The following is a 25,130-nucleotide window of genomic DNA, read 5'->3' as shown; positions in this document are numbered from 1 at the left end:
AGGTCTATGGTTTAGATAGATTATTTTTTTATAATTTTTCGGCTGATAACCTCATTTTCAGAGGTGACAAATCGTAACATATAGATTCCAGTTGAAAGGTTAGAAATATTCAATTCTACATTAGAATCCCCTCTATTGTTTTTTGAAATATTAGACATCAGACTTCCTGTTAAATCATAAATTTGAACGTCTGTAATCTTAACATTTGTGTTATTCCATTTTATTGTAAGAGGACCAGTTGTTGGATTAGGAAAGACATCAAATGTTATAATGTTTAGTTCGTCAGGTTCATTAAGAAAGGCTATTTCATCATAAACTATATCTTCTTCTCCTGCATCATTTGGTCTATGAGAAACAATAACAATAGTTAAAAATCTCTTTATTTGATTTCCGGCCTCATCATATTCAAAATTCAATTTATTGGAAGTCAATTCAACATCATAATCAGGAACACCATCTGTATTGGAGTCTGTAAAAGCAAAATACGTAGATGTACCTGATGCCGTTATCTGTGCTCCGTTTTCGAAATTTACAGATTGACGATCGTGTACATTTTGATTAGGAGTTTGGGTGCTATTAATTACTCTCTGAGCATACATAGAAAAGGTCAGCAAAAGAGCTGTAAAAGAAAATAAAAACTTCATAGAATTTACTTTTTAAGCATTTCTAATTCTTTTTGTAGTAATTCTATCTTTTCATTTTGCTGAATCAAATGAAGTGTTAACTCTTCAATTTTTTCTAAGAGTTTAGCATTCAACTCGCCCTGTTCTATACCTCCATCGGCAACAACATCTTTAGCTGAAGGAATGTTAGGTAAATGTTTATTTGTATTTATAAAAGTTTTAACCTCATTTAATGGCATTAGATTATAATCGTCATTAAAAACGTGATCTGCCCACTGATTAGCAGAAGCTACTTCAACTTTTAAGCGTTCTGTTTTTATTCCATCTTTAACAAAAAGGCGATACCCTGAAAGATCATATTTATCGGTTCCCATAGTGATCTTACCCGTACTATAAACACTCATGGTTTTAGAGTCATATAGTCCAGCAAAAACATATCGCTGAACGCCCGATTGGCCAGGTAAACCATTTGGATTCCCTGCAGAGCCAAAGGAAAAAATAAAATCCTTTCCTCCTTGAACTTTAAGAACCCCATCTCCAATTCTAGCAATTGGGTCATGAGCTTGAGCTTGCCCTACTAATCCAAATTCAATTCTACCAGAGGGATGTTTCATGGTGATTAATACTGTTTTAGGAGTAGTGTATCCAGCATGAATTACAGAATTGTTAAAACCCCATGAATCATCGATTGAAGCGTCTCCAAACGACACCCGGCCATTATGTTTTAAATCCTTATTGTAATTAGTTGTAGAAGTTGTAGTACTTATATATTGTGCATAAGACGTTACACAGATTAAAGTAAGAATTAAAGAGTAAAGGTTTTTCATAATTATATTTAGGTTTTATTTATTCGTAAATATAAAAAATGATTTAATTATCTCAATTATTTAATCATTATATTTTTTTAAACTATTTTTACATGCTTATATTTTGAAATGAAATACTTCCACACTTTCGATGCACTTAGATTTTTAGCATTTTTCATTGTTTTTTTACAACATTTACCTCTTAAAGAAAATTCTATACTGAGTTTTTTCTCCAAAAGTGGTGGGATTGGAGTGCAAATATTTTTTATTTTAAGTGGTTTTTTGATTACGTATATTCTGATCGAAACCAAGAAAAAAAACCAAAAAATTAACATCAAAAACTTTCTGATTCGACGAGGACTACGTATTTGGCCTTTGTATTTCGCTATGGTTTTCTTTGCGTTTTTTACTCCCTTTATCTTACAATTTTTATCGTTAGAGTTTAGCGGTGAAGGTTACGAACCGAATTGGATTTTCCCTTTTCTGTTCTTAGAGAATTACGAAATGATGTGGAAAAACGACTTTCCAAATGCATCGCCGCTTCGCGTTATGTGGTCACTCTGTATCGAAGAGCATTTTTACATCATTTGGGCAGTTGTCTTTTATTTTATCTCTTTCAAAAAATTACCATTATTTTTAGGTTTAAGCTTGATTTTCTCACTTGTTTGTAGAATTATCTACCATCAAATTGAGTTGACTAGTTTAGACCTCAATACTAACCTTATTTATTTTTCATCAGGCGGTATTTTAGCTTATTTTACGAGCTTTCACTTTTATCGTGTAAATAGTTTACAAAACATTCCAGTTTTTATCAAATGGCTTTTTGCAGTTATAATAGTATTTTTGTTTTTCTATGTTCCGCACATCCATATTGATCGTGTTATTTTAGAACCTCTCATCATCTGTTTTGTTACCATTTTACTGCTTTCATTTACACTCCCAGAAAAGAATTCATTAAAAATTTCGAATCAAAATATTTTTTCAAGATTGGGTAAATATACCTATGCAATGTATCTTTTCCATACAATTTGGATTAATTTTTTTGCGAAATTTTCACAAAACTTTTGGTTGATTTTCAGCCTATCTTTGACAGCAACAATCTTGAGTAGTATCTTATCATATTACCTGTTCGAAAATCAATTTTTAAAATTGAAAAAATTATTTATTTAACGGTGGTATAATGAGATTTTAAAAGTGGTCGAATTCGACCACTTTTTTCTTTTATTTATGTTCTCAAAAACTTGTATCAGTAAACAAAATTTAATAAATTCAACATCATTAAGTTTAATCTAACAGAACATAAAATTTGGATATGCCCACTGATTGACAGATGCAACTTCAACGTATAGGTGTATTGTTTTTATTCCATCTTTCACAAAAAGGCGATAACCAGAAAGATCATATTTATCGGTTCCTAAAGTCACTTTTCCTGTGTTAGTCACACTCATCGTTTTGGCATCATTCAAACTTGCAAAAACATATCGCTGAACACCCGATTGATTAGGTACCATATTGATTTCAATTATTCTCCCTTACCTAATAAAAAAATCGTGAACGCTAACCGTTCACGATTTTTTTTATAGATGAATACTTTATTATTTCATTAATAATGCCACATATCGGCTTCTGATTGTAGAATACTCTCTCTGATTCGATCATTTTCTTCTAGCTGACCTTTGGCATCTTTTGGTATATAATCCTCGATCGGACGGTTACCATAAGCGGTTTGAGCTTTGTAGATTACCGATGAAAATCGGCGTGCATTCAACATATCATCGTACGAAATACTTGATGAAGAGTTGTTTGGGTTAAACACTTTATAGTTGGCTAAAACATCACGTGCTCCAGGATAATAAATCCAGAAAAGATCCACAAACTCACCATCGTTGAATTCGGTTCCTAAAGTTTGTGCATCCGGTCCCATAATCGACAGGCCTAATAAACGATAGCGCATTTCGCCCAAACGTTTATCGATGTACCACATACCTTTTACTTTGATCATTTTGATGTCTTGTGTATCGATATTGAATCGGAAGATCCCTCCTTCGTCTGGTGTTTCACCTGCTTCTACTTGTTGACGGTAGAAATCGGTTGTATCCACTTTCTCCGCACGCGCCATAATTTGATCATACGTCATTTTTTGTTTGAAGAATTCATCATCATACACTTCGGTAATTTTACCACTTCTGATTCCTTCTACCAACGCATCATACAAAGAAGCCGATTCTTGTACCAAACCGTCAGTTTGTCTATAATAGGGTTGATTGAGACGTTCGTTAAGATCAATAACTTCCCAAACCACTTTCGACCATATTACATCTTTTTCTTCTGTATACCCATATTCTAATGGTTTTACTGCTAAACTAATAGAGTCACCTGCAGCATCAACTTTCACCAAATCGGCACGTTGCTTTCTCAATTCTTCTGGGCTTTTCGCATTCAATATACTTTGTGCATATGTTGCGACAGAGAGAAAACTCATGATGCCAAACAAAAGATTCTTCATATCTATATCTATTTTATCTTACCTCGATCGTCACTGAAGATGCTTCTCCAGACTGACCTGAGTTTGTTTTATACTTAATATCGAATACGCCTACCACGTCTCCTTTTTGTGCTTTACTTAGTGCAGCTGCTGCTCCACTCATCTTGTTTCCTGAAACTCTAACAGTTGGTTGCCCCGGAACTTTTACGTTGAACGAAGTTACCTCACCCGTGATCGGGAACAAGAAATCTGGCCAATCTATACGTACAGTTTGCCCAGCAAGACCATTGGCTGGAATGGCTTGTGAAGTTTGTCCTAAAATATGACCACGTGCTGGCGGAACAGGTTTGATTCTGAATGTTTCTCTTACCGAAATTGTTCTACCCGAACTTGCTTTGGCCGATGCTGTGAACACTACTTCGCTTCCACCTGCAGGGGTATAGTTCCATTTGTTGGCTCCTGCACCCGATAAGCTACCCGAAGAGGCTGTAAGGCTTACTGCACTGTTGGCTCCATTGATGGTTGCAGAAATTGGGTTGCTTACTCCACGGTAAACTACACGTAAATTATCGGCAACAATAGAACCTCCTGTTGGATCCTTCTCTATAACTTCTTTGAATTTCACATCAGAAGTTTGCGCAACTACTTGGTAGGTAGATGGAACAATTTGTACGGTTTTGTTTTCTCCATCTGCATCCCTATACGTTAAAGAACCCGTTAGTTTATGAATTCCGATAGAACCGGTATTCAATTTCAGAGTTGCTTTTCCGTTCACGATTTGTGCGTTTCCTGCACTAGTTGCGACACTACCTGTAAGGCTATTGTCATAGGCTCCTAATACAACGTTCAGAGCAACGTCTGATCCTTGTTCTACTATTCCAGGAGATAAGAAAAGTCCTTCGAATGCGTTGAGTTCGATTTTCTCTTTCAATTTACCTGATAATAGATCGCGAACGATGTTTCCCTCTAGTGTACGAGCATCTACTTGTAATTTAGTAAAGTTTGTCAATGCAGCAACCATCGGCTGGTCATAGAATTTTTCATTCAACCAATTCTGTTTTTTACTTTTCGATTCGGTATTGAAAAATGAAAGTATACTGTTTCTTGATGATTGATCATTCCCTACATATCCTAAAAGAAATTTCTGAAATTCGTTGATTCTTTTTACCAACTCTTGACCTTTTTGGTTTCCATTATCTGCTTTTCCTCCTTTGAAAAGTAGAGATACGATAGGTTCTGTATTCTGTAATGAGTTGTAATCGGTATCTTCTGCACCTGCTATGTAATCGGTACCGATTAATTCTTTTTTCAGACTATCGATAAAGTTTACAAATTCATTAGTTTTTGCTTTTACCAAACCGGCTTTTTCATCGGTAACTTGGTAGGCTGGGTCTTCTTCTGCTTTTTTCTTAATTTGTTGATAGAAGGTTGCGTTGTTATCAGCGGTTAATTTTGCCGATTCTTCAAGGGTAATATTGATACTCTCAAAAGACCGCAACACCTCACGATCCACATTCATCGCCATCATTGCAATGAATACAAGATACATTAGGTTGATCATCTTCTGACGACCAGTTAGTCTTTTTCCTGCCATTTTATTTTATCGTAGTGTTAATAATAAGTTGTTTATGATTGGGTAGGATATTATTGATTTACGCGCATTGCGTTTAACATACCTCCGTAAACTTTGTTCAATGCATTGATGTTTTCTGATAACGATTGCATTTCTTTCAGGAATTGCTCTGAGCTACCAGAAGATTTTTGCATCTCTTCGATAAACTGCTTATTAAGTTCTACTTGTTTTCTGCTATTCTCGATTTGTTGCGCATATAAGGTATTCAAAGAACTAATGTTTTCTGACGCCTTCAACATTTCTGCTCCATATTTTTCGGTAGAAGCAACGGCAGAAGTTGTAGTATTTAGCTCACTTACAGCCGATCCAAATTTATCCAATGATGTACGTAAGCGTTCGAAAACTTCTTTATCTAATTTTGCTTCAGCCAAAACTTTATCCAGCTCTGCTGTCAAATTATTTCCTGCTCCTACAACTGCTTGTGCAGAGCGATTTACTCTGGCTTTTCCATCTGCCAGTTCTGGGTAAACAACTTCCCAATCATACTCTCCAGAAGGTTTATCAAAAAATGCAGCATACATAAAGACGAGTGCTTCTGCCACTAATCCTATTGATAAGATAATATTGGCACTAATCCCTAGAGGACTTGTATGCGTGATTTTACATAGTGCCCCAATAATTACTACTGCGGCGAAAAAGTTATAAAGAAAATTTGTTAATCTTTCTTGTTTTGTAGCTTGTGCTGCCATAATTGTGTTCTGTATTAAATTCTTATTTAGAGTATAGGTTTTCTTATTTCTTTCTTGTTCTAAAGTTTACTTTAGCTCCTTCTGGGAAAGGTTGTATTGTACGGAATCCGATATACGAGCGTGCAGAATCTTTATGTTCCCAATCGCGTGCAGAAACCATTAGTAAATACCCAATATCTTTCCACGATCCTCCACGTACGGCAATATTATTGTCACCATTTCGCCCGATACTTGGATTTAGTGTAGATGACATCTGATAAAATGATCTATTATACGGTGATAAAGTCCACTCGGCAACATTCCCCGCCATATCATACAAACCATAACCGTTTGGCTTAAAGGTTTTTACTGGAGCCGTATACATATAGCCTGTTTTTTTACCTTCGGTGATCTCCATATAGTCTCCACGTTTTGGTTTGAAGTTGGCTAAATAACATCCTCTATCGTCTGTCAGATAAGGACCTCCCCATGGGTATGGTGCATTTTGCAATCCTCCACGTGCTGCATATTCCCACTCGATTTCCGTAGGCAAACGATAATCGATTACTTTTTTAGCTTTTCCTCGTTTAGCCTTTCTGCTCAAAAAGTCATTATGTCTTTTGGTACGGTAGGCCGAAAAAGCCATTGCTTGATTCCAATTGACTCCAACTACTGGATAAGAAGCATATGCTTCGTGCCAAAAGTAGTTTTGATGCATCGGATCGTTGTATGAATAATTGAAGTCTCTTACCCAAACCGTAGTATCTGGATATACATTTACCACTTCTTCTCTACGGAAATCTATACGATATGCTCCTTGTTTTTTAGCCGCTGCTTCTTGGTCTACCCATACATAACTGTAATTTAGCTTACGGGTATCGATCAAACGCTCACCATTGAAACGCTCTTCTGGTGGATAATATAGGCCTTCCATTACTTCTGCATAATCCACATCTGGGTATTCGTATTTTTCCCACACCAAAGGTATGTCCCAATTCAACTTTCTTGCATCGGCATTTGTAGTTGCACTGCCTTCACGACCAGTAGAATTCATTTGTAGATACTCATCATACGGTGTTCCTTGTCCGTTTTGCGACCCAGATACAAAGCTATAACTTGCAATTCCACCACCGGTATTTCCGCCAGGATTCGTTGCATTAAACCCTAATTGTTCTGCTCTTTCCGCCAAGCGTGTCCGTGCAATTGAATCCTTTACATAACCAACAAAAATCTGATATTGCGAATTGGTAATCTCGGTATCGTCCATAAAGAAACCTGTTACAGAAACTGTACGCACCGGAGCATCGTTCTCAAATGTAAAATCGTAATCTGTTTGTCCTAACACAAATGATCCTCCTGGAATGGGCACCATCCCTTTCGGACGTTCTGGGCTCCATGCTGAAGATTGTTTAGAAACGATTTGACCATCGTTATTACCACTTCTTCCCATTTTTTTCAACTTATTACATGATGTAAAAGTTGCTGCTGACAATGATAATAACATGGTTGTTACCAAAATTCTTCTCATTCTACTTTGTTTTATTTTAAGCAAGTGTAAAACTATTAATTATTTATTATTTACAAAAAAATTTATTGCAATAGTACTAACGTTTAGTTTAATAGATTATTATCTTTTAATAAAATTTTTTAAAAGATTTCCAAAATCTATCAGGCACTTCGCCACGAACTGCTTGCATATAATCTTTTTTATGACAAGGTACCCGATGTATGCCATCTTCGGCCGTATCATTTAACCGTTTTATTTCTATCCACCACTGATTGGTATATAGATTATGGTAAAAAACTAAATCCTGTTCTACAGTAGGAACGTGAATTTTCTCGAAATAGTGTTCATCATCAAAACTAACTTTTTCGGGTTGATGATTTTGCCCATCTATAAAATACCAAATCATTTGCGAGAATAATAAATGATCGGGCAATCTGAATTTTTCTATATAATTATAGATATAGAGCGATTGCAGGCTATGACTGCTCCCCGCATAGCGGGTCAAGGCACATATTTCTCGAGCATTGAAACCGTTCGGTATCGGGCGAGGAGTCGAGAAAAAATCACTTGCCTGAATGGATGATAAGTCGATGGCCAGCAAATCCGACTCTCTTAAAAAAGGTTCTACTCGACGAATTTTTTTCATTAAATCTCCCAAACGAATCACATCAAAATTAAGATGCTCGATAAGATTTAGCTCTTCCTGTGCAACATAAAAAGCCTGATGCCCAAAATGGGTATACTCGAACAAATTATGGGGTGGTTGACTGATTATTTTACTCAAAATATTTTCGCTATTGAGTATCTCAGTATCATCACCTAATCTAAATTTTGCATCGACAAGGCTCAGATTTACATTGTTCCTAATCCCATCAAATGAACGGTATTGGAAGTAAGTGAATTCTGGCAAATTACCGATGACTATAACAACAAATCCTTTTTTTAGCAGTCGCTGATGAACTTGATGAAAGGCAAAACAACTGTCCTCGAAAGTTGCTCCTGGCTCTATATCTCCAAAATCTACCAAAATAGAATCCCAATCTCCTTTTTTTAGTTGGTAGAATTCTTTGCGAATTAGCGTAAAATCGACATCGTAATCGTCGGTTTTTTCCTTTACACCAAAAAGGGCAATTTTTGTCTTGTTTTCTTCTTTCTCATCTTCAAAGTCATAATAAAAGTGTACATAATGTCCTACGCTATAGGGACTTTGAGAAAAAGCAAAACTCTGTAATTCTTCGTTTACCGGATTTAGAAATTCTTCGAACATTATTTCTTTTTAATGCTTTTCTGAGTCGTTGTTTTTGTTTTCTTAGCTGCAGTTTTTGTTTTGGTTTTATCAGAGCCTAATAGCTTCTTCACTTCATCCAACGTTAGCTCTGCTACTGGTGTATCTTTGCTCAACTCTACTTTAATCTTACCATGAATCAGATTGAATCTTCCCCAACGGGCTTTTTCTATTCTAATTTCTTCTTCTACCCATTCGCGAACTACTCGCTCGCTTTCTTTTTGCTTTTTGGCCTCGATAAGCTCCTCAATATCAGCTTGCGAAAGATGATCAAAATCGTACTTCTTAGGCACATTGATAAACCATTCTTGCCATTTGATAAAGGGTCCAAAACGCCCTACTCCTTTGGTAACATCTTGCCCTTCGTATTGTGCAATTGGCGCATCGGCTTGTAGCTTTTCTTCTACCAACTCAGCTGCGCGTTCGAATGTTATATCCATCGGATCTTCTTCTTTCGGGATCGACACATATTTGGAATCGAATTTTACATACGGGCCAAATCGCCCAATATTCACCTCCAAATCATACCCTTTATAATTCCCCAATTTCTTTGGCAACTCGAAAAGCTTCAGGGCTTCTTCTAAGGTTACTTGATGAATAGATTGCGTTTTTAGTAAACTCGCAAATTTTGGTTTTTCTTCATCTTCGGCTTCTCCTATCTGGATCATCGGACCGAATCGTCCTATTCTTGCATATACTTTTTTACCCGAAACAGGATCTATACCCAATTCTCGTTCCCCGGTTGCTCTGTCTGCATTCTCTTTTACATCTTCTACTTGCGTATGAAATTTCTGATAGAATTGCTCGATCATTTTTGTCCATTGCTGTTTTCCTTCGGCAATTTTATCAAAACTCTCTTCTACATGCGCTGTAAAATCATAATCCAACACTTTCGAAAAATAATCTACCAAGAAATCGTTTACGACAATTCCGATATCGGTCGGTATCAATTTTCGTCGATCCGCTCCATATACTTCGGTTTTTACTTCGGTTGTTATTGTGTCATTTTCCAGTTGTATAACGCGGTAATTCCTGTTTTTCCCCTCGATTTCACCTACCTCAACATATCCTCTATTTTGGATTGTCGAAATAGTCGGCGCATAAGTTGACGGTCGTCCGATACCTAATTCTTCTAACTTTTTCACCAAAGAGGCTTCGGTGTATCTTGCTGGCGCACGCGTAAATTTTTCTTGCCCTTGGATTATAGAAACGTCTAATTTTTCTCCTTTAGATACTTTTGGTAGGATAGATTTATCGTCTTCAATATCTTCGTCATCTAAACTTTCTTGATAAACTTTCAGGAAACCATCGAATACAATTATTTCTCCTTTGGCCTGGAATATTTGTTGATTTTTAGAGTTTTCTATATCAATTATTGTTCGTTCTAAATCGGCATTGGCCATTTGAGAAGCGACTGTTCGTTTCCAAATCAGATCATATAATTTCTTCATCGAAGCATCGGCCTGAATAGTTTGATTCTCGAAATTGGTCGGACGGATAGCCTCATGAGCTTCTTGTGCCGAAGTATTTTTATTGGTATATTTTCTTTTATAGGCGTATTTTTCTCCGAATAGCGTTTGAATAGTTTTTTTGATAGCCGACAAAGCATCTTCGGATAAATTCACGCTGTCGGTTCTCATATAAGTAATATATCCCGACTCGTACAATTGCTGGGCAACTCTCATTGTTCGCGAAACCGAAAAACCTAATTTTCTTGATGCTTCTTGTTGTAATGTAGAGGTTGTAAAAGGGGCAGAAGGTGATCTTTTTGCTGGTTTCTTCTGTAAATCTTTTACCGAATAGCTTGCTCCTACACAACTTTCTATAAATTCTTTTGCTTGATCAAAACTATCGAATTCTTGGGTTAGGCTGGCCGGTAATGTTTTGTTTTCTTCTGTCCTGAAAGTGGCAACAAAACAGAAAGTGGCTACCGGCTGAAAGTCTTGAATTTCTTTTTCACGCTCCACGATTAATCTTACCGAAACCGACTGTACACGCCCAGCAGAAAGTCCTGGTTTTATTTTTCGCCATAGAACAGGCGACATTTCAAACCCAACCAGTCGATCGAGTACACGGCGTGCTTGTTGTGCATTGACCAAGTTGATATCTATCGATCTTGGGTTTTCGATTGCATGTTGGATTGCTTTTTTGGTAATTTCGTTGAAAACGATACGCTTGGTTTCTTTTTTGTCTAATCCTAATTCATTATACAAATGCCATGCAATCGCTTCCCCTTCACGATCCTCATCCGATGCCAACCAGACAACTTTTGCCTTGTCTGATAAGCTTTTGAGCTTTTTAACTACTTCTTTTTTATCGGGCGTAACCTCGTAGTTGGGCTGAAAGTCATTGTCAATTTCTATTCCCATTCCTTTTTTAGGAAGGTCGACAACATGACCAAAACTTGACTCTACAATAAAATCATTCCCCAAGAAACCTTGAATGGTTTTTGCTTTGGCGGGAGACTCCACTATTACGAGATTTTTTGACATAGGATTGAGATATTTTTTTGCAAAAGTAACGACAAAAAAATAAACAGACCAAAAACTTATTTTTAGCTTGTTATCTAACTCCTTTTTATTGGTATGGATTTTTTATTTCGGTTTCGAAAAAATTTGCGTTTACTATGATTTCAAAACCTATAATTTTTTTGTATAATACATACATAATAATATAAATCAGTGGATAGGCTGCTAATAAACCAACAATGCAAACTAAAAAACCTACAATTAAGATTAAGACCATTAAAAATAACATCCCAATGAATCCTGAAAAGTTTTTAGTGGTTACTCGGAAACTTGCTTTGATTGCCTGTAATGCATCTAGATTAGTAAACAAAGCAAAAGGAACACTTAACATCATTAATGCCGACAAAACAAAACCTGGCACGAAGCACAAACTAAACCCGATGTACATAAAAACAATAGACAACATGCTCAACGTAAATGATTTGAGAAATAGTCCATTTTTGTATGCGTAGAAAATATCGCCAAAAGCAATTACTTGTTTCTGATCTCTTTTATACGCCAAATAAACAACACCAAACATGATAGGATACAATAATGAAGCGAGAAGAAAATTTGCTATCACAGTCAATTTGTAATTAGTCTGATTGAATTGATCTACAAAAGCTTCCTGCAAAGATTCCAAATCGAGACGATCACTTTCTAACAATATTTGTATTTCGGTTTGGTCGACGGGAAAAATCATTCCGAGAACCATTGTCACTATAGTAGATAAAAAGAAATAGAGCAAGGTTGCAAAAACAGCATATAGAGCAACTTTACCAAATAGTTCCCACGCTTCGTTTAGAACATCACTTATACTGAAACGTGTTTTATCGGGTGTCAGCCCGTTTAATCTTTGTTGTACTTCTTGATTCATTTTTCTATTTTTAAATCATATCAAATCTAATAAATGTTAATATCAATGCAAAAAAAAAATATACTGCCAATGTGTCACCATTATTTTATATTTTTGCAAATTAATAGACTTCAAAAGAAATGCAAGCAAACGAAAAATATATAGACGAATCGAGACAAGGAGAAGCTCTAATGACATTGCCTACAAGAAATGCGAGCAAGAAATTATTTTTAGAAAGCTATGGTTGTCAGATGAACTTTTCCGACAGCGAGATTGTTGCCTCTATTCTCACCGAAGAAGGCTATCAGACTACAAATCAGGTCAATGAAGCAGATCTTATATTGCTTAACACTTGCTCTATACGCGACAAGGCAGAGCAAACTGTGCGTAATCGTCTCAACGCACTCAATGCCATCAAAAAACAAAATCCCAGTCTAAAAATCGGTGTACTTGGCTGTATGGCCGAACGCCTGAAACATAAATTTTTAGAAGAAGAACATTTGGTAGATATTGTTGTTGGCCCCGATGCTTATCGTGATTTACCAAATTTACTTACCGAAGTAGAAGACGGACGAGATGCAATCAATGTACAATTATCGAAAGAAGAAACTTATGCTGAAATTTCACCTATTCGTCTGGGCGGAAACGGTGTAACTGCTTTTGTTACCATTACACGCGGTTGCGATAACATGTGTACTTTCTGTGTAGTTCCTTTTACGCGCGGGAGAGAACGTTCTCGCGACCCACATTCTATTTTGCGAGAAATACAAGAATTGCATGAAGCGGGCTACAAAGAAGTTACGCTGTTAGGACAAAATGTAGACTCTTATTTATGGTACGGAGGAGGACCGAAAAAAGATTTCAAGAATGCAACTGAAATCCAGAAAGCAACAGCAGTAGATTTTGCACAATTGCTCGATATGGTAGCTATGCAATTCCCTTCGATTAGAATTCGATTCTCAACCTCGAATCCGCAAGATATGAAGGACAATGTATTAGAGACAATGGCCAAACATCACAACATTTGCAAATACATCCATTTACCTGTACAATCTGGCTCTACAACGGTTTTAGAAAGGATGAATCGTCAACATACTCGAGAGCAATATTTTGAATTGATTGATAAAATCAGAAAAATAATTCCGGATTGTGCCCTATCGCATGATATGATTGCTGGTTTCTGCGGAGAAACAGAAGAAGAGCATCAAGACACATTATCATTGATGGAATATGTAAAATACGATTTCGGATATATGTTTGCCTATTCTGATCGCCCAGGCACACCTGCGCATAAAAAAATGGCAGATGACGTACCTGCGGAAACCAAAAAAAGACGTTTGCAAGAAATCATTTCTCTTCAGCAACAACATTCTGCAGAACGCATGAAAGCTTATGTCGGCAAAACGCATGAAGTCTTGATCGAAGGAAACTCGAAAAAGGATGAAAATTATTGGTTCGGTAGAAATACACAAAATGCTGTTATTGTTTTTCCGAAAATTGAAGGAACCAGCGTTGGCGATTTTGTACAAGTATACGTACACGATTGCACTACCGCTACCCTATTAGGAGAAATGCAAAATCAAAACTAATTATCTTAGCAAACCATCAAGAAGATTAAAACAAACAATAAACCTCAAAAACACTATTCATGGATTCTCTGCAAACCATCAAACAACGTTTTGGTATTATCGGGAATAATATTGCACTAAACAGAGCGCTAGAAAAATCGATACAAGTTGCCCCAACCGATATTTCGGTCTTGGTGATTGGTGAGAGTGGCGTTGGAAAAGAATTCATCCCAAAAATAATCCACAACCAATCGGCCCGAAAACACAACCAATACATTGCAGTAAACTGTGGTGCAATCCCAGAAGGAACGATAGACTCTGAACTATTCGGACACGAAAAAGGTGCTTTTACAGGTGCTACCCAAACACGAAAAGGTTATTTTGAAGTCGCCGATGGAGGAACCATTTTTCTGGATGAAGTGGGCGAATTACCACTATCTACACAAGTCCGTTTATTACGCGTTTTAGAAACAGGAGAATTCATGAAAGTAGGTTCATCTGAAATGCAAAAAACCAACGTGCGAATTGTTGCAGCAACCAATGTAAAACTACAACAAGCCATAGAAAAGGGAAAATTTAGAGAAGATTTGTATTATCGATTAAACACCGTTCAGGTCGATATGCCTCCTCTGCGAGAACGGAAAGAAGATATTGTCTTACTGTTCAGAAAATTCGCTTCAGATTTTGCTCTAAAATACAGAATGCCTCATCTAGAACTTTCTCCAGAAGCAGCAAATTATATTACCAATTATTATTGGCCAGGAAATATTCGACAGTTGAGAAATTTTGCAGAACAAGTTTCGGTGGTAGAAAAAGAACGTGTGCTTTCGCTAGAAAAAACAATGAGCTATTTACCACAAAACACTTTACCAGTTTTGATGAACCAACAGAAAGAAAGCCAACAAACAGATTTTCGAGAACGAGATTTGCTCTACAAGGTTTTGTTTGATATGAAAAAAGATCTGAACGACTTACGTGCATTAACCCTGGATCTTATCAACCAAAAAGACAGCAATGGATTTTCGGGCAATACACAAGAACTGATAAACAAAGTTTATCAGAATAACCCGAGCGAAACCTTCAACAATCAATTAGGGATCATAACTTCGCCTTCCCAAAACGAAGTTGAAGCTCATCCGTACGAATATACCGATAGCGACGATTTTTACGAAATTCAGTCGATAGAAGAAGAACCCGTAAATTTATCGATTCAAGACACCGAAAAAGAACTCATCAAATTGGCTTTGGAGAAATACAACGGAAAACGCAAATTAGCTGCTGATGAATTGGGCATTTCTGAGAGGACATTATACCGAAAAATCAAACAATACAACTTATAATGATGAAGCAAAAACATTTCCTTTTTGTCGGATTCTGTCTCCTGAGTCTATTACTCAGCGCTTGTTACACTCTTTCGGGATCATCGATTAGCCGAGACTGGGACACTATTTACGTTGCAACCTTCCCCAACCGTGCTCCTTTGCAAAACCCTAATCTCTCGCAAGAATTTACGATAGAATTACAAGATATTTTCAGGAATAGAACCAAACTAAATCTTACCGATAATGAAGATGCCGACCTAATTATTGAAGGAGAAATCAACAATTATCAGGTAGCTTCTACCCAAATACAATCGACCACACAAGGCGAACAAGCTGCAAAAAGTAGATTGACAATTGGGGTTTCTGTACGATATATTAATAATAAGGACGAATCGAAAAGCTTCAATAAATCTTATTCTGATTTTGAAGAATTTGACGGCACACAAACACTATCTGAGGTAGAAGACGCTCTTGTTCCCGAAATTGTAAACCGTTTGAAGCAACAAATTTTTAACGATATTGCAATGGATTGGTAATGATGGAAACGCGACTTACTTTTTTATTAAAAAATCCGTTAGAGAGTTCTATTGATGACTTTTCTATGCTAAAAAAAAGTATAGAGAAATATCCATATTTTTATCAAATTAGAGCGATACAACTTTATGCACTAAAAAAAGAAAACCATCCTTCGTACGAAGATTTTTTACATCTCACTTCGCTGTATAGCCACAATCGAGCGGAATTGTATCATTATCTCCATACCCAAAAAAAGGGAGAAGAGCCGAATATTCCGACCGTCGTGAAACCTATTTTGGTTACGAAAGCAATTGCGAGCGAACCGATTGATTTGGTAGAAGAAATCGAGGATGAGGAAATCATCGAACCGAATACATTAGAAAATATTATAGAAAATGTTGTGCACCCTACCGAAAAACAAGAAGATGGCAAAGAATTAGCAGAACCTCACCCGAAAGAAATAATTTCTCCAGAAGAAGAGTTTGTAGACAAAATAAAAGAAGAAACACAGCCCAGCGAATCGGTCGGAACGGAAAATAAAGCGTTTGAAAACACAACCTCAGAAATAGTTGCGAATACAGTTGCTGAACAAAACATCAATCATCCTAGCAAAAAAAGTGAAAAAGCAACACAGACTGATGAAATGGCTTCGACATCTTTGGTCACCGAAAAGCATACTTTCTCTGATTGGTTAAAAATGGGGTCGACAAAAACAGAAAAAAAGGAAGAAGAAAAAGCAACAACAGCACAAAAAGAAAAACTAAAAATAATAGATACTTTTTTACAGAATGCTCCGCGAATCTTACCACTCGATAAAGATTTTAGCAGTAATACTCCTAAAACCCCACAAGAAGAACCACAAGAATTTTCTGAGTTGATGACGGAAACTTTGGCACAAATCTACACCGATCAACATAAATACGACAAAGCAATTCGAGCTTATAAAATTTTATGTTTGAAATATCCAAAAAAAAATGCTTACTTTGCAGACCGAATTCAAGAAATTGAAAATTTAAAAAATAAAAAATAACATACGACAATGGGTACATTTCAATTATTTATGGTGATTATTATTGCCTTATGCGTCATCCTTACGTTAATCGTTTTGTCTCAAAGCCCAAAAGGAGGCGGTTTATCCTCTACATTTGGAGGCAGTAGCGGAGGACAAATGTTTGGAGTACAACGTACGAATAACTTTTTGGACAATGCAACCTGGACTTTTGCTGCATTGATTACGGTGCTAATTATTGCTGCGAATGTTTTGCAAGAAAACCCCAATGCACGCCCTAGATTGAAACAAACTCCACAAACGCAGGCTCCTGCATCACCAAATATGCCGATACAGCAAGATACCACAACTGCACCAAATTCGGAGGCCGAACCATCGAAATAATAATAAAATAAATATTTTCTTGTAAAAAGTCTTAAGCAATTAAGACTTTTTTGTATTTTTATAGAAAATTTAACGCAATAATTATGAAGAAAAGATTTATTCTATTTTCAATGTTAGGACTTTTAATGTCGGGAGTAACCTATGCTCAACAGAATCATTGGAAATCAGTAAATGAAGCTCAATTTAGAGGGGTAGAATTAGTAGAAAGACTTTCTACACCTTTAGAATACAAGTTATTCTCTTTGAATACAGATAATCTATTAAGCGAGCTACAGACTATCCATGGTAAAAATATTAACAAAATTATCAGCTTACCAAATGAAGATGGCACTTTTACCCAATACAATGTACGAGAAGCCTCTATCATGCATCCTGACTTACAGGCGAAACATCAAAATATTCGATCTTATTCAGGAAAATCAATAGATGGGCAAGCAAATATTCGTTTTAGCTATTCACCATACTTTGGGTTAAGTGCAATTATTTTCCGTGCGAATGGAACAACATCGTACCTCGATGCCTATACAGCAGATTTAAACACCTATATTACTTACGAGAGATCTACGATAGAAAATAAATTAACTGATTTTACTTGTCATGCGGATCATGATTTTGAGAATCAAATCATCGAACAATCTATCGCAAACGCACAAAACCGTGATATGACCGTTGTAGATGGTAAATTACGAAAATATCGTTTAGCTTTAGCTTCTACCATTGAGTATTCTGCATTTCATATTGGGCGAGCAAACGCACAAAATGAATCGACAGCAGTAAAAAAAGAAGTAGTACTAGCCGCAATGAATGTAGCTATGACTCGTGTAAACGGTATATATGAAAATGAAGTAGGTGTAACAATGGAACTTATCCCGAATAACACAGACATTATTTTTATCGACTCTGACAACTATACCAATAATAACGGATACACAATGTTAAGTGAAAACCAAACAACTATTGATCAAGTTATTGGTAAAGACAATTATGACATTGGACACGTTTTCTCAACTGGAGGTGGTGGTATCGCTAGACTACAGAGCCCTTGTAATGATGGTGTAAAAGCAATGGGTGTTACTGGCTTAGGCGCTCCTGTAAATGACGCATTCTATGTAGACTTCGTAGCACACGAAATGGGACATCAATATGGAGCTCCTCACACATTCAACAACTCTTGTAGTGGGAACAGATCAGGAGGTACTTCTGTTGAGCCAGGAAGTGGAAGCACAATTATGGCATATGCAGGTATTTGCCCACCGAACGTACAAAGAAATAGTGACCCATATTTCCATACAGTGAGTGTATCGAATATTTATAATTTTATTAGAAATGGAGGCACATGTTCTGTTGATACAAACACTAACAACTCTGCTCCTACTATTTCTTCTGATAAATCAATGTACTTTATTCCTCATTCAACAGCTTTTGTATTAAATGCTACAGCTGAGGATGCGGATGGCGACTCATTAACATATAACTGGGAACAAACTGATGCACAGATATCAACTCAACCACCATTATCTACAAGCACTTCAGGACCAAATTTCCGTTCACTACCCCCTGAAGAAGTTTCATACCGTTATTTCCCGAACCTAAAAAGCATTGTAGACGGAAAGTTAGTATTCACATCAAACCCTGATTCTAGTAGACAAAACAGTTGGGAAGTTATTGCTTCTGTAAAAAGAGATTACAATTTCTCTTTATTAGTAAGAGATAATAATCCTATTGGCGGACAAACAGCACGTAAAAACTTTTTAGTTAGAGTACAAGATGTAGGACCATTTAAAGTTACCTCACAAGCCACTGCAGAAGTTTGGGATGCACAAGAAAACCCAGAAGCAACCATCACATGGGACGTTGCAGGTACAGATGCTAACAGTATCAACGCTACAGAGGTTGACATCTTCTTATCATTAGATGGTGGGAAAACTTTCGACAAAGAAATTGCTAAAAATGTACCAAACACCGGAAGCTATACATTCAATATTCCTGCAGGATCTGATACCACAAAAGCAAGAATAATGGTAAAAGCTTCTGACAATATCTTCTTAGCAGTAAACAGTGCGAACTTTACCATCAAAAATGCTTCAATGGGTGTGAACGATGCGTCTTTACAAAAATCAACGCACATAAGCCCTAACCCATCGAATGGAGTATTTGAGGTAAAAACAGCTAAAAACGCTAAGTTAGTAAGTGTAGAAATTCACGATGCAACAGGACGCAAGGTTTTCGAAAACTTGAATCCTAAAAACATTCGTTTCGATGTTACGAAATTAACAAACGGAGTTTACTTAGTAACCGTGAAAACGGACAAAGGAACCGAAACACAAAAACTAATCATCAAAAAATAAACTCGTACGTTTATAAAATAAAAATGCCATGTTGTCAGACAACATGGCATTTTTTATCCTTAACATTTTCAAAATGTCAGTAAATATCCAATGGCATACTTTTCGAAATAGAATAGACTGAAATAAAAAAACAGAAAAACATTAAGATATGTCACAATTAAACATTAAACCATTAGCAGATCGTGTGGTTATTGAGCCATCACCTGCAGAAACGAAAACAGCATCAGGTATTATCATCCCAGATTCGGCAAAAGAAAAACCGCAAGAAGGAACTGTCGTTGCCGTTGGGAATGGGAAAAAAGACGAACAAATGACTGTTGCTGTAGGAGACAAAGTTTTATATGGTAAGTATTCAGGCACGGAACTAAAATTAGATGGCAAAGATTATCTAATCATGCGTGAAGCAGATATTTTAGCGATCATCTAATCCAAACATATCCTAAAAAAAGAATAACTAAATTATTAAACAACTATACAGAATCTTTCTATTCGTAACAACCGATTCTTGTATAAAAAACAACTAAAAAAATGGCAAAAGATATTAAATTCGACATTGAGTCGAGAGACTTACTAAAAAAAGGAGTTGATGCATTGGCAAATGCAGTAAAAGTAACCTTAGGACCCAAAGGACGAAATGTGGTTCTAGAGAAATCTTTCGGTGCACCACACGTAACCAAAGATGGTGTTTCAGTTGCAAAAGAAATTGAATTAGAGGATCCTATAGAAAATTTGGGTGCACAAATGGTAAAAGAAGTAGCCTCTAAGACCAATGATGTTGCTGGTGATGGTACAACTACTGCAACAGTTTTGGCGCAAGCTATCGTACGTGAAGGTTTGAAAAACGTTGCTGCTGGTGCAAACCCAATGGACCTGAAACGCGGAATCGATAAAGCTGTTTCAACGATTGTAGAAGGTCTAAGAGCACAATCTCAAGAAGTGGGTGATTCATCAGAAAAAATAAAACAAGTAGCCTCTATCTCTGCAAATAACGACGAAACCATCGGATCGTTGATTGCTGAAGCTTTCTCTAAAGTCGGAAAAGAAGGAGTAATTACAGTAGAAGAAGCAAAAGGTACAGAAACATACGTAGACGTAGTAGAAGGAATGCAATTTGACCGTGGATATCAATCTCCATACTTCGTCACCAATCCAGACAAAATGATTGCCGAGTTAGAGAATCCTTACATTTTATTATGTGAGAAAAAAATATCTAACTTACAAGAAATTCTACCGTTATTAGAACCTATCGCCCAATCTGGTCGTCCGTTCTTAATTATTTCTGAAGAGGTAGAAGGACAAGCTTTGGCAACTTTGGTCGTAAACCGTTTACGTGGATCATTGAAAATTGCTGCAGTAAAAGCACCAGGATTCGGAGACCGTCGTAAAGCAATGTTAGAGGATATCGCGATCCTAACAGGAGGAACCGTGATTTCTGAAGAGCAAGGAATTACGCTAGAGTCTGCTACAATGGAAATGTTAGGAACAGCTGAGCGTGTGGTGATTGATAAAGACAATACAACTATTGTAAATGGAGCTGGGAATGCAGACCAAATCAAGGCCCGTGTTAATCAAATCAAATCACAAATCGAAACCACTACATCAGATTATGACCGCGAAAAACTACAAGAACGTTTAGCTAAATTGGCCGGAGGAGTTGCCGTGCTTTACGTTGGAGCAGCTTCTGAAGTAGAAATGAAAGAAATAAAAGACCGTGTAGACGATGCTTTACATGCTACTCGTGCAGCAGTAGAAGAAGGAATCGTTGCTGGAGGTGGTGTTGCTTTCGTTCGTGCATTAACACATTTAGAAGACCTAAAAGGAGAAAATGCTGACGAAAATACTGGAATCAACATCATCAAACGCGCCATCGAAGAACCTTTACGACAAATCGTACACAATGCAGGAGGTGAAGGATCTGTGGTAGTTGCAAAAGTAAAAGAAGGTACAAACGACTTCGGATACAACGCCAAAACTGATGAATACGTAAACATGATCGAAGCAGGAGTAATCGACCCTACAAAAGTAGCACGTGTTGCTCTAGAAAATGCAGCTTCTATCGGTGGAATGCTTATCACAACCGAAGCAGTAGTAACAGAAATCAAAAAAGATGAGCCTGCAATGCCACCTATGGGTGGAGGAATGCCAGGGATGATGTAATACATCCTCATCCTAATAATAACAAAAAAAGCCATTCTGCGGAATGGCTTTTTTGTTTTTGATATAGTCTGATAATCAGATACGCAAACAATCATTCCTAAAATAAGAATAGGTAACAAAAAACATAAGCAAAAGCCTTTACATTCATCTGAATTTGACGTAAATTTGTGCAAAATTTTTTTATAAAAATGGAAAAGCAACCTCAAGAAGTTGTTCTTATAGGCGGTGGTATCATGAGTGCTACACTGAGTATACTTCTGAAAAAACTCAACCCCTCTATCAAGATTTCGGTTTTCGAGAAATTAGATAAACTAGGATTCGAAAGTTCAGAAGCTTTTAACAACGCAGGGACGGGACACTCGGCTTTCTGCGAGCTCAATTATACACCTCAAGCAAACGATGGTAGTATCGATATTTCGAAAGCAATTGATATCGCTAAACAATTCGAAATTTCAAAAGAATTTTGGTCGTATTTAGTCGAACATAATTACATTCCTTCTCCCGAAAACTTTATCCGTAAAACACCTCATATGTCTTTTGTATGGGGGAAAAAAGATGTAAATTTTTTACGATCAAGACATAAAGCACTCACCAAACATCCACTGTTTAGTGAGATGGAATATAGTGAAGATATAAACACACTAGCACAATGGGCACCGCTTATTATGGCAAATCGTAAAGTCTCCAAAGACATTGCCGCAACTCATATGAGTTTAGGAACTGATGTCAACTTTGGAGAATTAACCCGATTTATTTTTAATAGCTTGGTAGAAAAGGGAGAAATCGTGCTAAAGACCAGCCATGAAGTAAAAGACATTACAAGAACCAATCAAAACAATTGGGAAATAAGGGTTAAAGATTTGGTTTCTGGACATAAAAAAAATGTCAATGCTGATTTTGTATTTATTGGTGCTGGTGGTGGCGCAATTCTTTTGTTACAAAAATCTGGAATCCCAGAAGCTAAAAAATACGGAGGATTCCCAGTTGGTGGTCAATGGTTAATTTGCCAAAACGAAAGCATCATCGAGCAACATCAAGCTAAAGTGTACGGAAAAGCAAAAATTGGTGCACCACCGATGTCTGTCCCGCACCTGGATACGCGTGTTATCAATGGTAAAAAATCTTTACTATTTGGTCCCTTTGCTACATTTTCTACCAAATTTCTTAAACACGGTTCGCCAGTCGATCTATTCAAATCTGTTAACACCAACAATGTAGGTTTTCTATTGAATTGTGCGTGGAGCAATATGGATCTGACAAAATATCTAGTCCAACAAGTAATGTTATCGAAAGCTCAGAAAATAAAGTCTCTACAAGACTATTTCCCTGACGCGAAAATTGATGATTGGTACGAGCAAACAGCCGGCCAACGTGTACAAGTTATCGAAAAACAAAACTCGAAAGGAGTGTTGAAATTTGGTACTGAGATTGTTACTTCTCAAGACGGTAGTATTGCTGCCTTACTTGGAGCTTCTCCTGGTGCATCTACGTCGGTTTCTGCAATGATCAATGTACTGAAGACTTGTTTCCCTGAATTGATGAATTCTACCTGGAAAGATCGAATAAAAGAAATGATTCCATCTTTTGGAGAAGATTTTAATAACCCAGAAGTAGTAGAGAAAAGCCGTGCGAGAACGAGCACTTTATTGAAATTATAAAAATACAAAACAAGGTTACTGTTTTTACAAACGTCTTGTTTTTTATCATCCTATAAAAAAAGCTTCCTAATTAGGAAGCTTTTTTCTATTTTGTAAACGTAGTATTAATTGTCCAATACTTCGTATTCCACTTGCATTACCCCAGAGCTCGTTTTACCAATTTCACTAAAAGCAGCCTTACTCAGGTCCAATACTCTTGATTTGATGAATGGTCCCCTATCGTTGATTTCAACAACCACAGATTTTCCATTCTTGATATTAGTTACTCGAACTTTGGTGCCAAAAGGTAATGTTTTGTGTGCAGCAGTTAATTCATTTTTATCATAAATTTTACCACTTGCAGTTTTTCTTCCATGGAATTTATCTCCATACCAAGATACAATACCTGTTGCAACTTCTGCAGATTTTTCTACAATCTCCTCTAATTCTTTGTCGATTGTCTCTGCTCCTTCTCCTATTGTATCATTCTCAACCTCTACATAATTTACAAATTGTTTTTGGCTAGTTGGCACAATAGTTGTTTTTAAAACTTCTTGTAGAACGGACTCATCCTCTACTTTTATTCTACCATCAGCATTCGCTATTGGAAATATGGTCAGCATCAATAACATTGAAAAAATGCTTTTCTTCATCCTTTAGTATTTTCTGATTTTTAACAAGGCAAATTTACAAGTCGTACGGACACACTATTTATAATTATTCCAAACAATCGATTGACATTAAATTTTCCCTTTGTATCGTACTAATAGAGCGAGTTTTGATATGTGTTAAATATATGTTAACAAATATCTTGTTCCTTAATTTTTTTAAGAATTTGACTACTTAAAAATTTAAATCGCTAAATATCAATGTGTTATGTTTTCTAAAAATATCGATTTTTGACCTCTAGCGCTAAAATATCCGAAAACTTTTCAACGGCGTTTTGATTCATATGGTTACTATCGTAAAAATCTAGGGTGTCATTGAGCTCTACTAGACCTTGATAACTCATATACTCACCATACGAATGCAACAACTTGTCTACGGTAGAATTGTTGGTTTTGGATTCGTATAATTTATTTGTAATCGGAGTTTGTATCAAAAAAACCTTACTATTGTGTGCTTTTATAAAAGCTATATTTTCTTTCAAAGCCTGTAATTGATTCTCCCTTAAATTCCATTGCTGTATTTTTTCATCTAACAGTAGATTTTTCCGATAAGAAGTTTGCACGAAACCTGTTGGCGAAATATAGGTATCTAAACCTTGCACCAAAGGTTCTGATAAATTCTTATTCATCCCTAAAAATTGACGTACCGTAGAAAACCAAAGCGTATTATACGCCAAAAGATTATGAACGTCTAATGCCATTTCTACCGAATTCTTATCTATCTGATTATTACTCAATAAATCGAGCGAAGATTCCACACCATCAATTTCCAATGTTCCGGCGTAGGCTTCATAGATTACTAATTTTGGTTCGATAATATCGAGGTATTGATGCAACAACATTTTTGTATTGATGGGTGTTTGAGAACTGCTCCCAAGATTAAACGCTTTGATGCCATACTTCTCAAATGCACGCGGATCTATCCCACGATAAGCATGAGAAGAGCCAACGATCAACACATCTATACTATCGACAGTTTTAGCATTCTTGGTACGGGTAAAAGTATGTCCGTAACAGCCCATACAGTTCCTCACATTTTTCGCCATAAAGGGCGGAAAAATAGAACTCCATAAAGGCATCACAATTAAATAAAAAGCTATGGCAAAAAGAGCAAATAAACTAGATTGTATTAAAAATCTTTTCATGACCGA

22 protein-coding genes are annotated in these 25,130 nt (G+C 36.5%); 10 read left to right on the top strand and 12 right to left on the bottom strand.

Annotated features, from left to right (window positions below):
* Positions 1–20 precede the first annotated feature (20 nt).
* Both HMPREF2660_RS05945 and HMPREF2660_RS05940 read right to left on the bottom strand, forming a co-directional pair.
* Positions 21–644 (bottom strand): T9SS type A sorting domain-containing protein, encoded by a 624-nt coding sequence (locus tag HMPREF2660_RS05945; RefSeq protein ID WP_083299071.1) that lies wholly within the window; start codon positions 642–644, stop codon positions 21–23.
* Between the two features lie 5 nt (positions 645–649).
* A complete protein-coding gene (locus tag HMPREF2660_RS05940; protein WP_070486094.1) occupies positions 650–1,450 on the bottom strand; it encodes a hypothetical protein in 801 nt (266 codons plus the stop codon).
* 108 nt (positions 1,451–1,558) lie between these two features.
* Here HMPREF2660_RS05940 and HMPREF2660_RS05935 point away from each other — a divergent pair, with 108 nt between their 5' ends.
* Positions 1,559–2,599: an acyltransferase family protein gene (locus tag HMPREF2660_RS05935; RefSeq protein WP_070486093.1), complete on the top strand. Its 1,041-nt coding sequence runs from the start codon at positions 1,559–1,561 to the stop codon at positions 2,597–2,599.
* 119 nt (positions 2,600–2,718) lie between these two features.
* Here the strand turns inward: HMPREF2660_RS05935 and HMPREF2660_RS05930 are convergent, their stop codons facing one another.
* The 8 genes from HMPREF2660_RS05930 to HMPREF2660_RS05895 all read right to left on the bottom strand — a co-directional run bounded on the left by HMPREF2660_RS05930 (position 2,719) and on the right by HMPREF2660_RS05895 (position 12,391).
* On the bottom strand, positions 2,719–2,940 hold the full coding sequence (locus HMPREF2660_RS05930; RefSeq protein ID WP_070486091.1) for a hypothetical protein: 222 nt from the start codon (positions 2,938–2,940) through the stop codon (positions 2,719–2,721).
* Between the two features lie 92 nt (positions 2,941–3,032).
* The gene (gldN, locus tag HMPREF2660_RS05925) at positions 3,033–3,935 is read right to left on the bottom strand and encodes a type IX secretion system ring subunit PorN/GldN (protein ID WP_013597659.1); all 903 of its coding nucleotides are present in this window, start codon (positions 3,933–3,935) and stop codon (positions 3,033–3,035) included.
* A gap of 13 nt (positions 3,936–3,948) precedes the next feature.
* Entirely contained in the window at positions 3,949–5,508 is a 1,560-nt protein-coding gene (locus tag HMPREF2660_RS05920) for a type IX secretion system motor protein PorM/GldM (RefSeq protein WP_013597660.1), read from the bottom strand.
* Between the two features lie 50 nt (positions 5,509–5,558).
* Positions 5,559–6,236: a type IX secretion system motor protein PorL/GldL gene (gene gldL, locus HMPREF2660_RS05915; protein ID WP_070486089.1), complete on the bottom strand. Its 678-nt coding sequence runs from the start codon at positions 6,234–6,236 to the stop codon at positions 5,559–5,561.
* Positions 6,237–6,279: 43 nt separating this feature from the next.
* Positions 6,280–7,743, bottom strand: coding sequence for a T9SS ring complex lipoprotein PorK/GldK (gene gldK / locus HMPREF2660_RS05910; RefSeq protein ID WP_070486087.1), 1,464 nt, complete (start codon positions 7,741–7,743; stop codon positions 6,280–6,282).
* A 106-nt stretch (positions 7,744–7,849) separates the two neighbouring features.
* Entirely contained in the window at positions 7,850–8,989 is a 1,140-nt protein-coding gene (locus HMPREF2660_RS05905) for an arginase family protein (protein WP_070486085.1), read from the bottom strand.
* Positions 8,989–11,499, bottom strand: coding sequence for a type I DNA topoisomerase (topA, locus tag HMPREF2660_RS05900; RefSeq protein ID WP_070486084.1), 2,511 nt, complete (start codon positions 11,497–11,499; stop codon positions 8,989–8,991). Before topA ends, HMPREF2660_RS05905 begins: the two co-directional genes overlap by 1 nt.
* An 85-nt stretch (positions 11,500–11,584) precedes the next feature.
* Positions 11,585–12,391 (bottom strand): DUF2189 domain-containing protein, encoded by an 807-nt coding sequence (locus tag HMPREF2660_RS05895; protein ID WP_070486082.1) that lies wholly within the window; start codon positions 12,389–12,391, stop codon positions 11,585–11,587.
* A 119-nt stretch (positions 12,392–12,510) separates the two neighbouring features.
* On the opposite strand from HMPREF2660_RS05895, the gene miaB reads away from it, so the two are divergent.
* The 9 genes from miaB to mqo all read left to right on the top strand — a co-directional run bounded on the left by miaB (position 12,511) and on the right by mqo (position 23,332).
* Positions 12,511–13,959, top strand: a complete 1,449-nt coding sequence (gene miaB, locus HMPREF2660_RS05890) for a tRNA (N6-isopentenyl adenosine(37)-C2)-methylthiotransferase MiaB (RefSeq protein WP_013597666.1) — start codon at positions 12,511–12,513, stop codon at positions 13,957–13,959.
* 59 nt (positions 13,960–14,018) lie between these two features.
* Entirely contained in the window at positions 14,019–15,278 is a 1,260-nt protein-coding gene (locus tag HMPREF2660_RS05885; protein WP_013597667.1) for a sigma-54 interaction domain-containing protein, read from the top strand.
* The gene (locus HMPREF2660_RS05880) at positions 15,278–15,796 is read left to right on the top strand and encodes an LptE family protein (RefSeq protein ID WP_013597668.1); all 519 of its coding nucleotides are present in this window, start codon (positions 15,278–15,280) and stop codon (positions 15,794–15,796) included. The genes HMPREF2660_RS05885 and HMPREF2660_RS05880 overlap by 1 nt, the downstream gene beginning before the upstream one ends.
* Positions 15,796–16,806, top strand: coding sequence for a hypothetical protein (locus HMPREF2660_RS05875; protein ID WP_013597669.1), 1,011 nt, complete (start codon positions 15,796–15,798; stop codon positions 16,804–16,806). Before HMPREF2660_RS05880 ends, HMPREF2660_RS05875 begins: the two co-directional genes overlap by 1 nt.
* Before the next feature lie 9 nt (positions 16,807–16,815).
* Positions 16,816–17,169: a preprotein translocase subunit SecG gene (gene secG / locus HMPREF2660_RS05870; RefSeq protein ID WP_013597670.1), complete on the top strand. Its 354-nt coding sequence runs from the start codon at positions 16,816–16,818 to the stop codon at positions 17,167–17,169.
* Positions 17,170–17,279: 110 nt separating this feature from the next.
* The gene (locus tag HMPREF2660_RS05865; protein ID WP_255356418.1) at positions 17,280–19,517 is read left to right on the top strand and encodes a zinc-dependent metalloprotease family protein; all 2,238 of its coding nucleotides are present in this window, start codon (positions 17,280–17,282) and stop codon (positions 19,515–19,517) included.
* A 148-nt stretch (positions 19,518–19,665) separates the two neighbouring features.
* Positions 19,666–19,944, top strand: coding sequence for a co-chaperone GroES (groES, locus tag HMPREF2660_RS05860; protein ID WP_013597672.1), 279 nt, complete (start codon positions 19,666–19,668; stop codon positions 19,942–19,944).
* Between the two features lie 101 nt (positions 19,945–20,045).
* Complete coding sequence (groL, locus tag HMPREF2660_RS05855) at positions 20,046–21,674, top strand: chaperonin GroEL (RefSeq protein WP_013597673.1); 1,629 nt, start codon at positions 20,046–20,048, stop codon at positions 21,672–21,674.
* Between the two features lie 188 nt (positions 21,675–21,862).
* Positions 21,863–23,332 (top strand): malate dehydrogenase (quinone), encoded by a 1,470-nt coding sequence (gene mqo, locus HMPREF2660_RS05850; protein ID WP_070486076.1) that lies wholly within the window; start codon positions 21,863–21,865, stop codon positions 23,330–23,332.
* A gap of 104 nt (positions 23,333–23,436) precedes the next feature.
* Here the strand turns inward: mqo and HMPREF2660_RS05845 are convergent, their stop codons facing one another.
* Complete coding sequence (locus HMPREF2660_RS05845) at positions 23,437–23,964, bottom strand: septal ring lytic transglycosylase RlpA family protein (RefSeq protein ID WP_070486074.1); 528 nt, start codon at positions 23,962–23,964, stop codon at positions 23,437–23,439.
* Positions 23,965–24,194: 230 nt separating this feature from the next.
* Positions 24,195–25,124 carry a hypothetical protein gene (locus HMPREF2660_RS05840; RefSeq protein ID WP_013597676.1) on the bottom strand — a complete coding sequence of 310 codons (930 nt, stop codon included), beginning with the start codon at positions 25,122–25,124 and terminating at the stop codon, positions 24,195–24,197.
* Positions 25,125–25,130: the final 6 nt, after the last annotated feature.

Origin of the sequence: Weeksella sp. HMSC059D05, assembly GCF_001809725.1 — a bacterium.
Taxonomy (GTDB): domain Bacteria; phylum Bacteroidota; class Bacteroidia; order Flavobacteriales; family Weeksellaceae; genus Weeksella; species Weeksella virosa.
The sequence above is the reverse complement of the archived record's forward strand: the minus strand, read 5'-3'. Positions and strand labels throughout refer to the sequence as shown.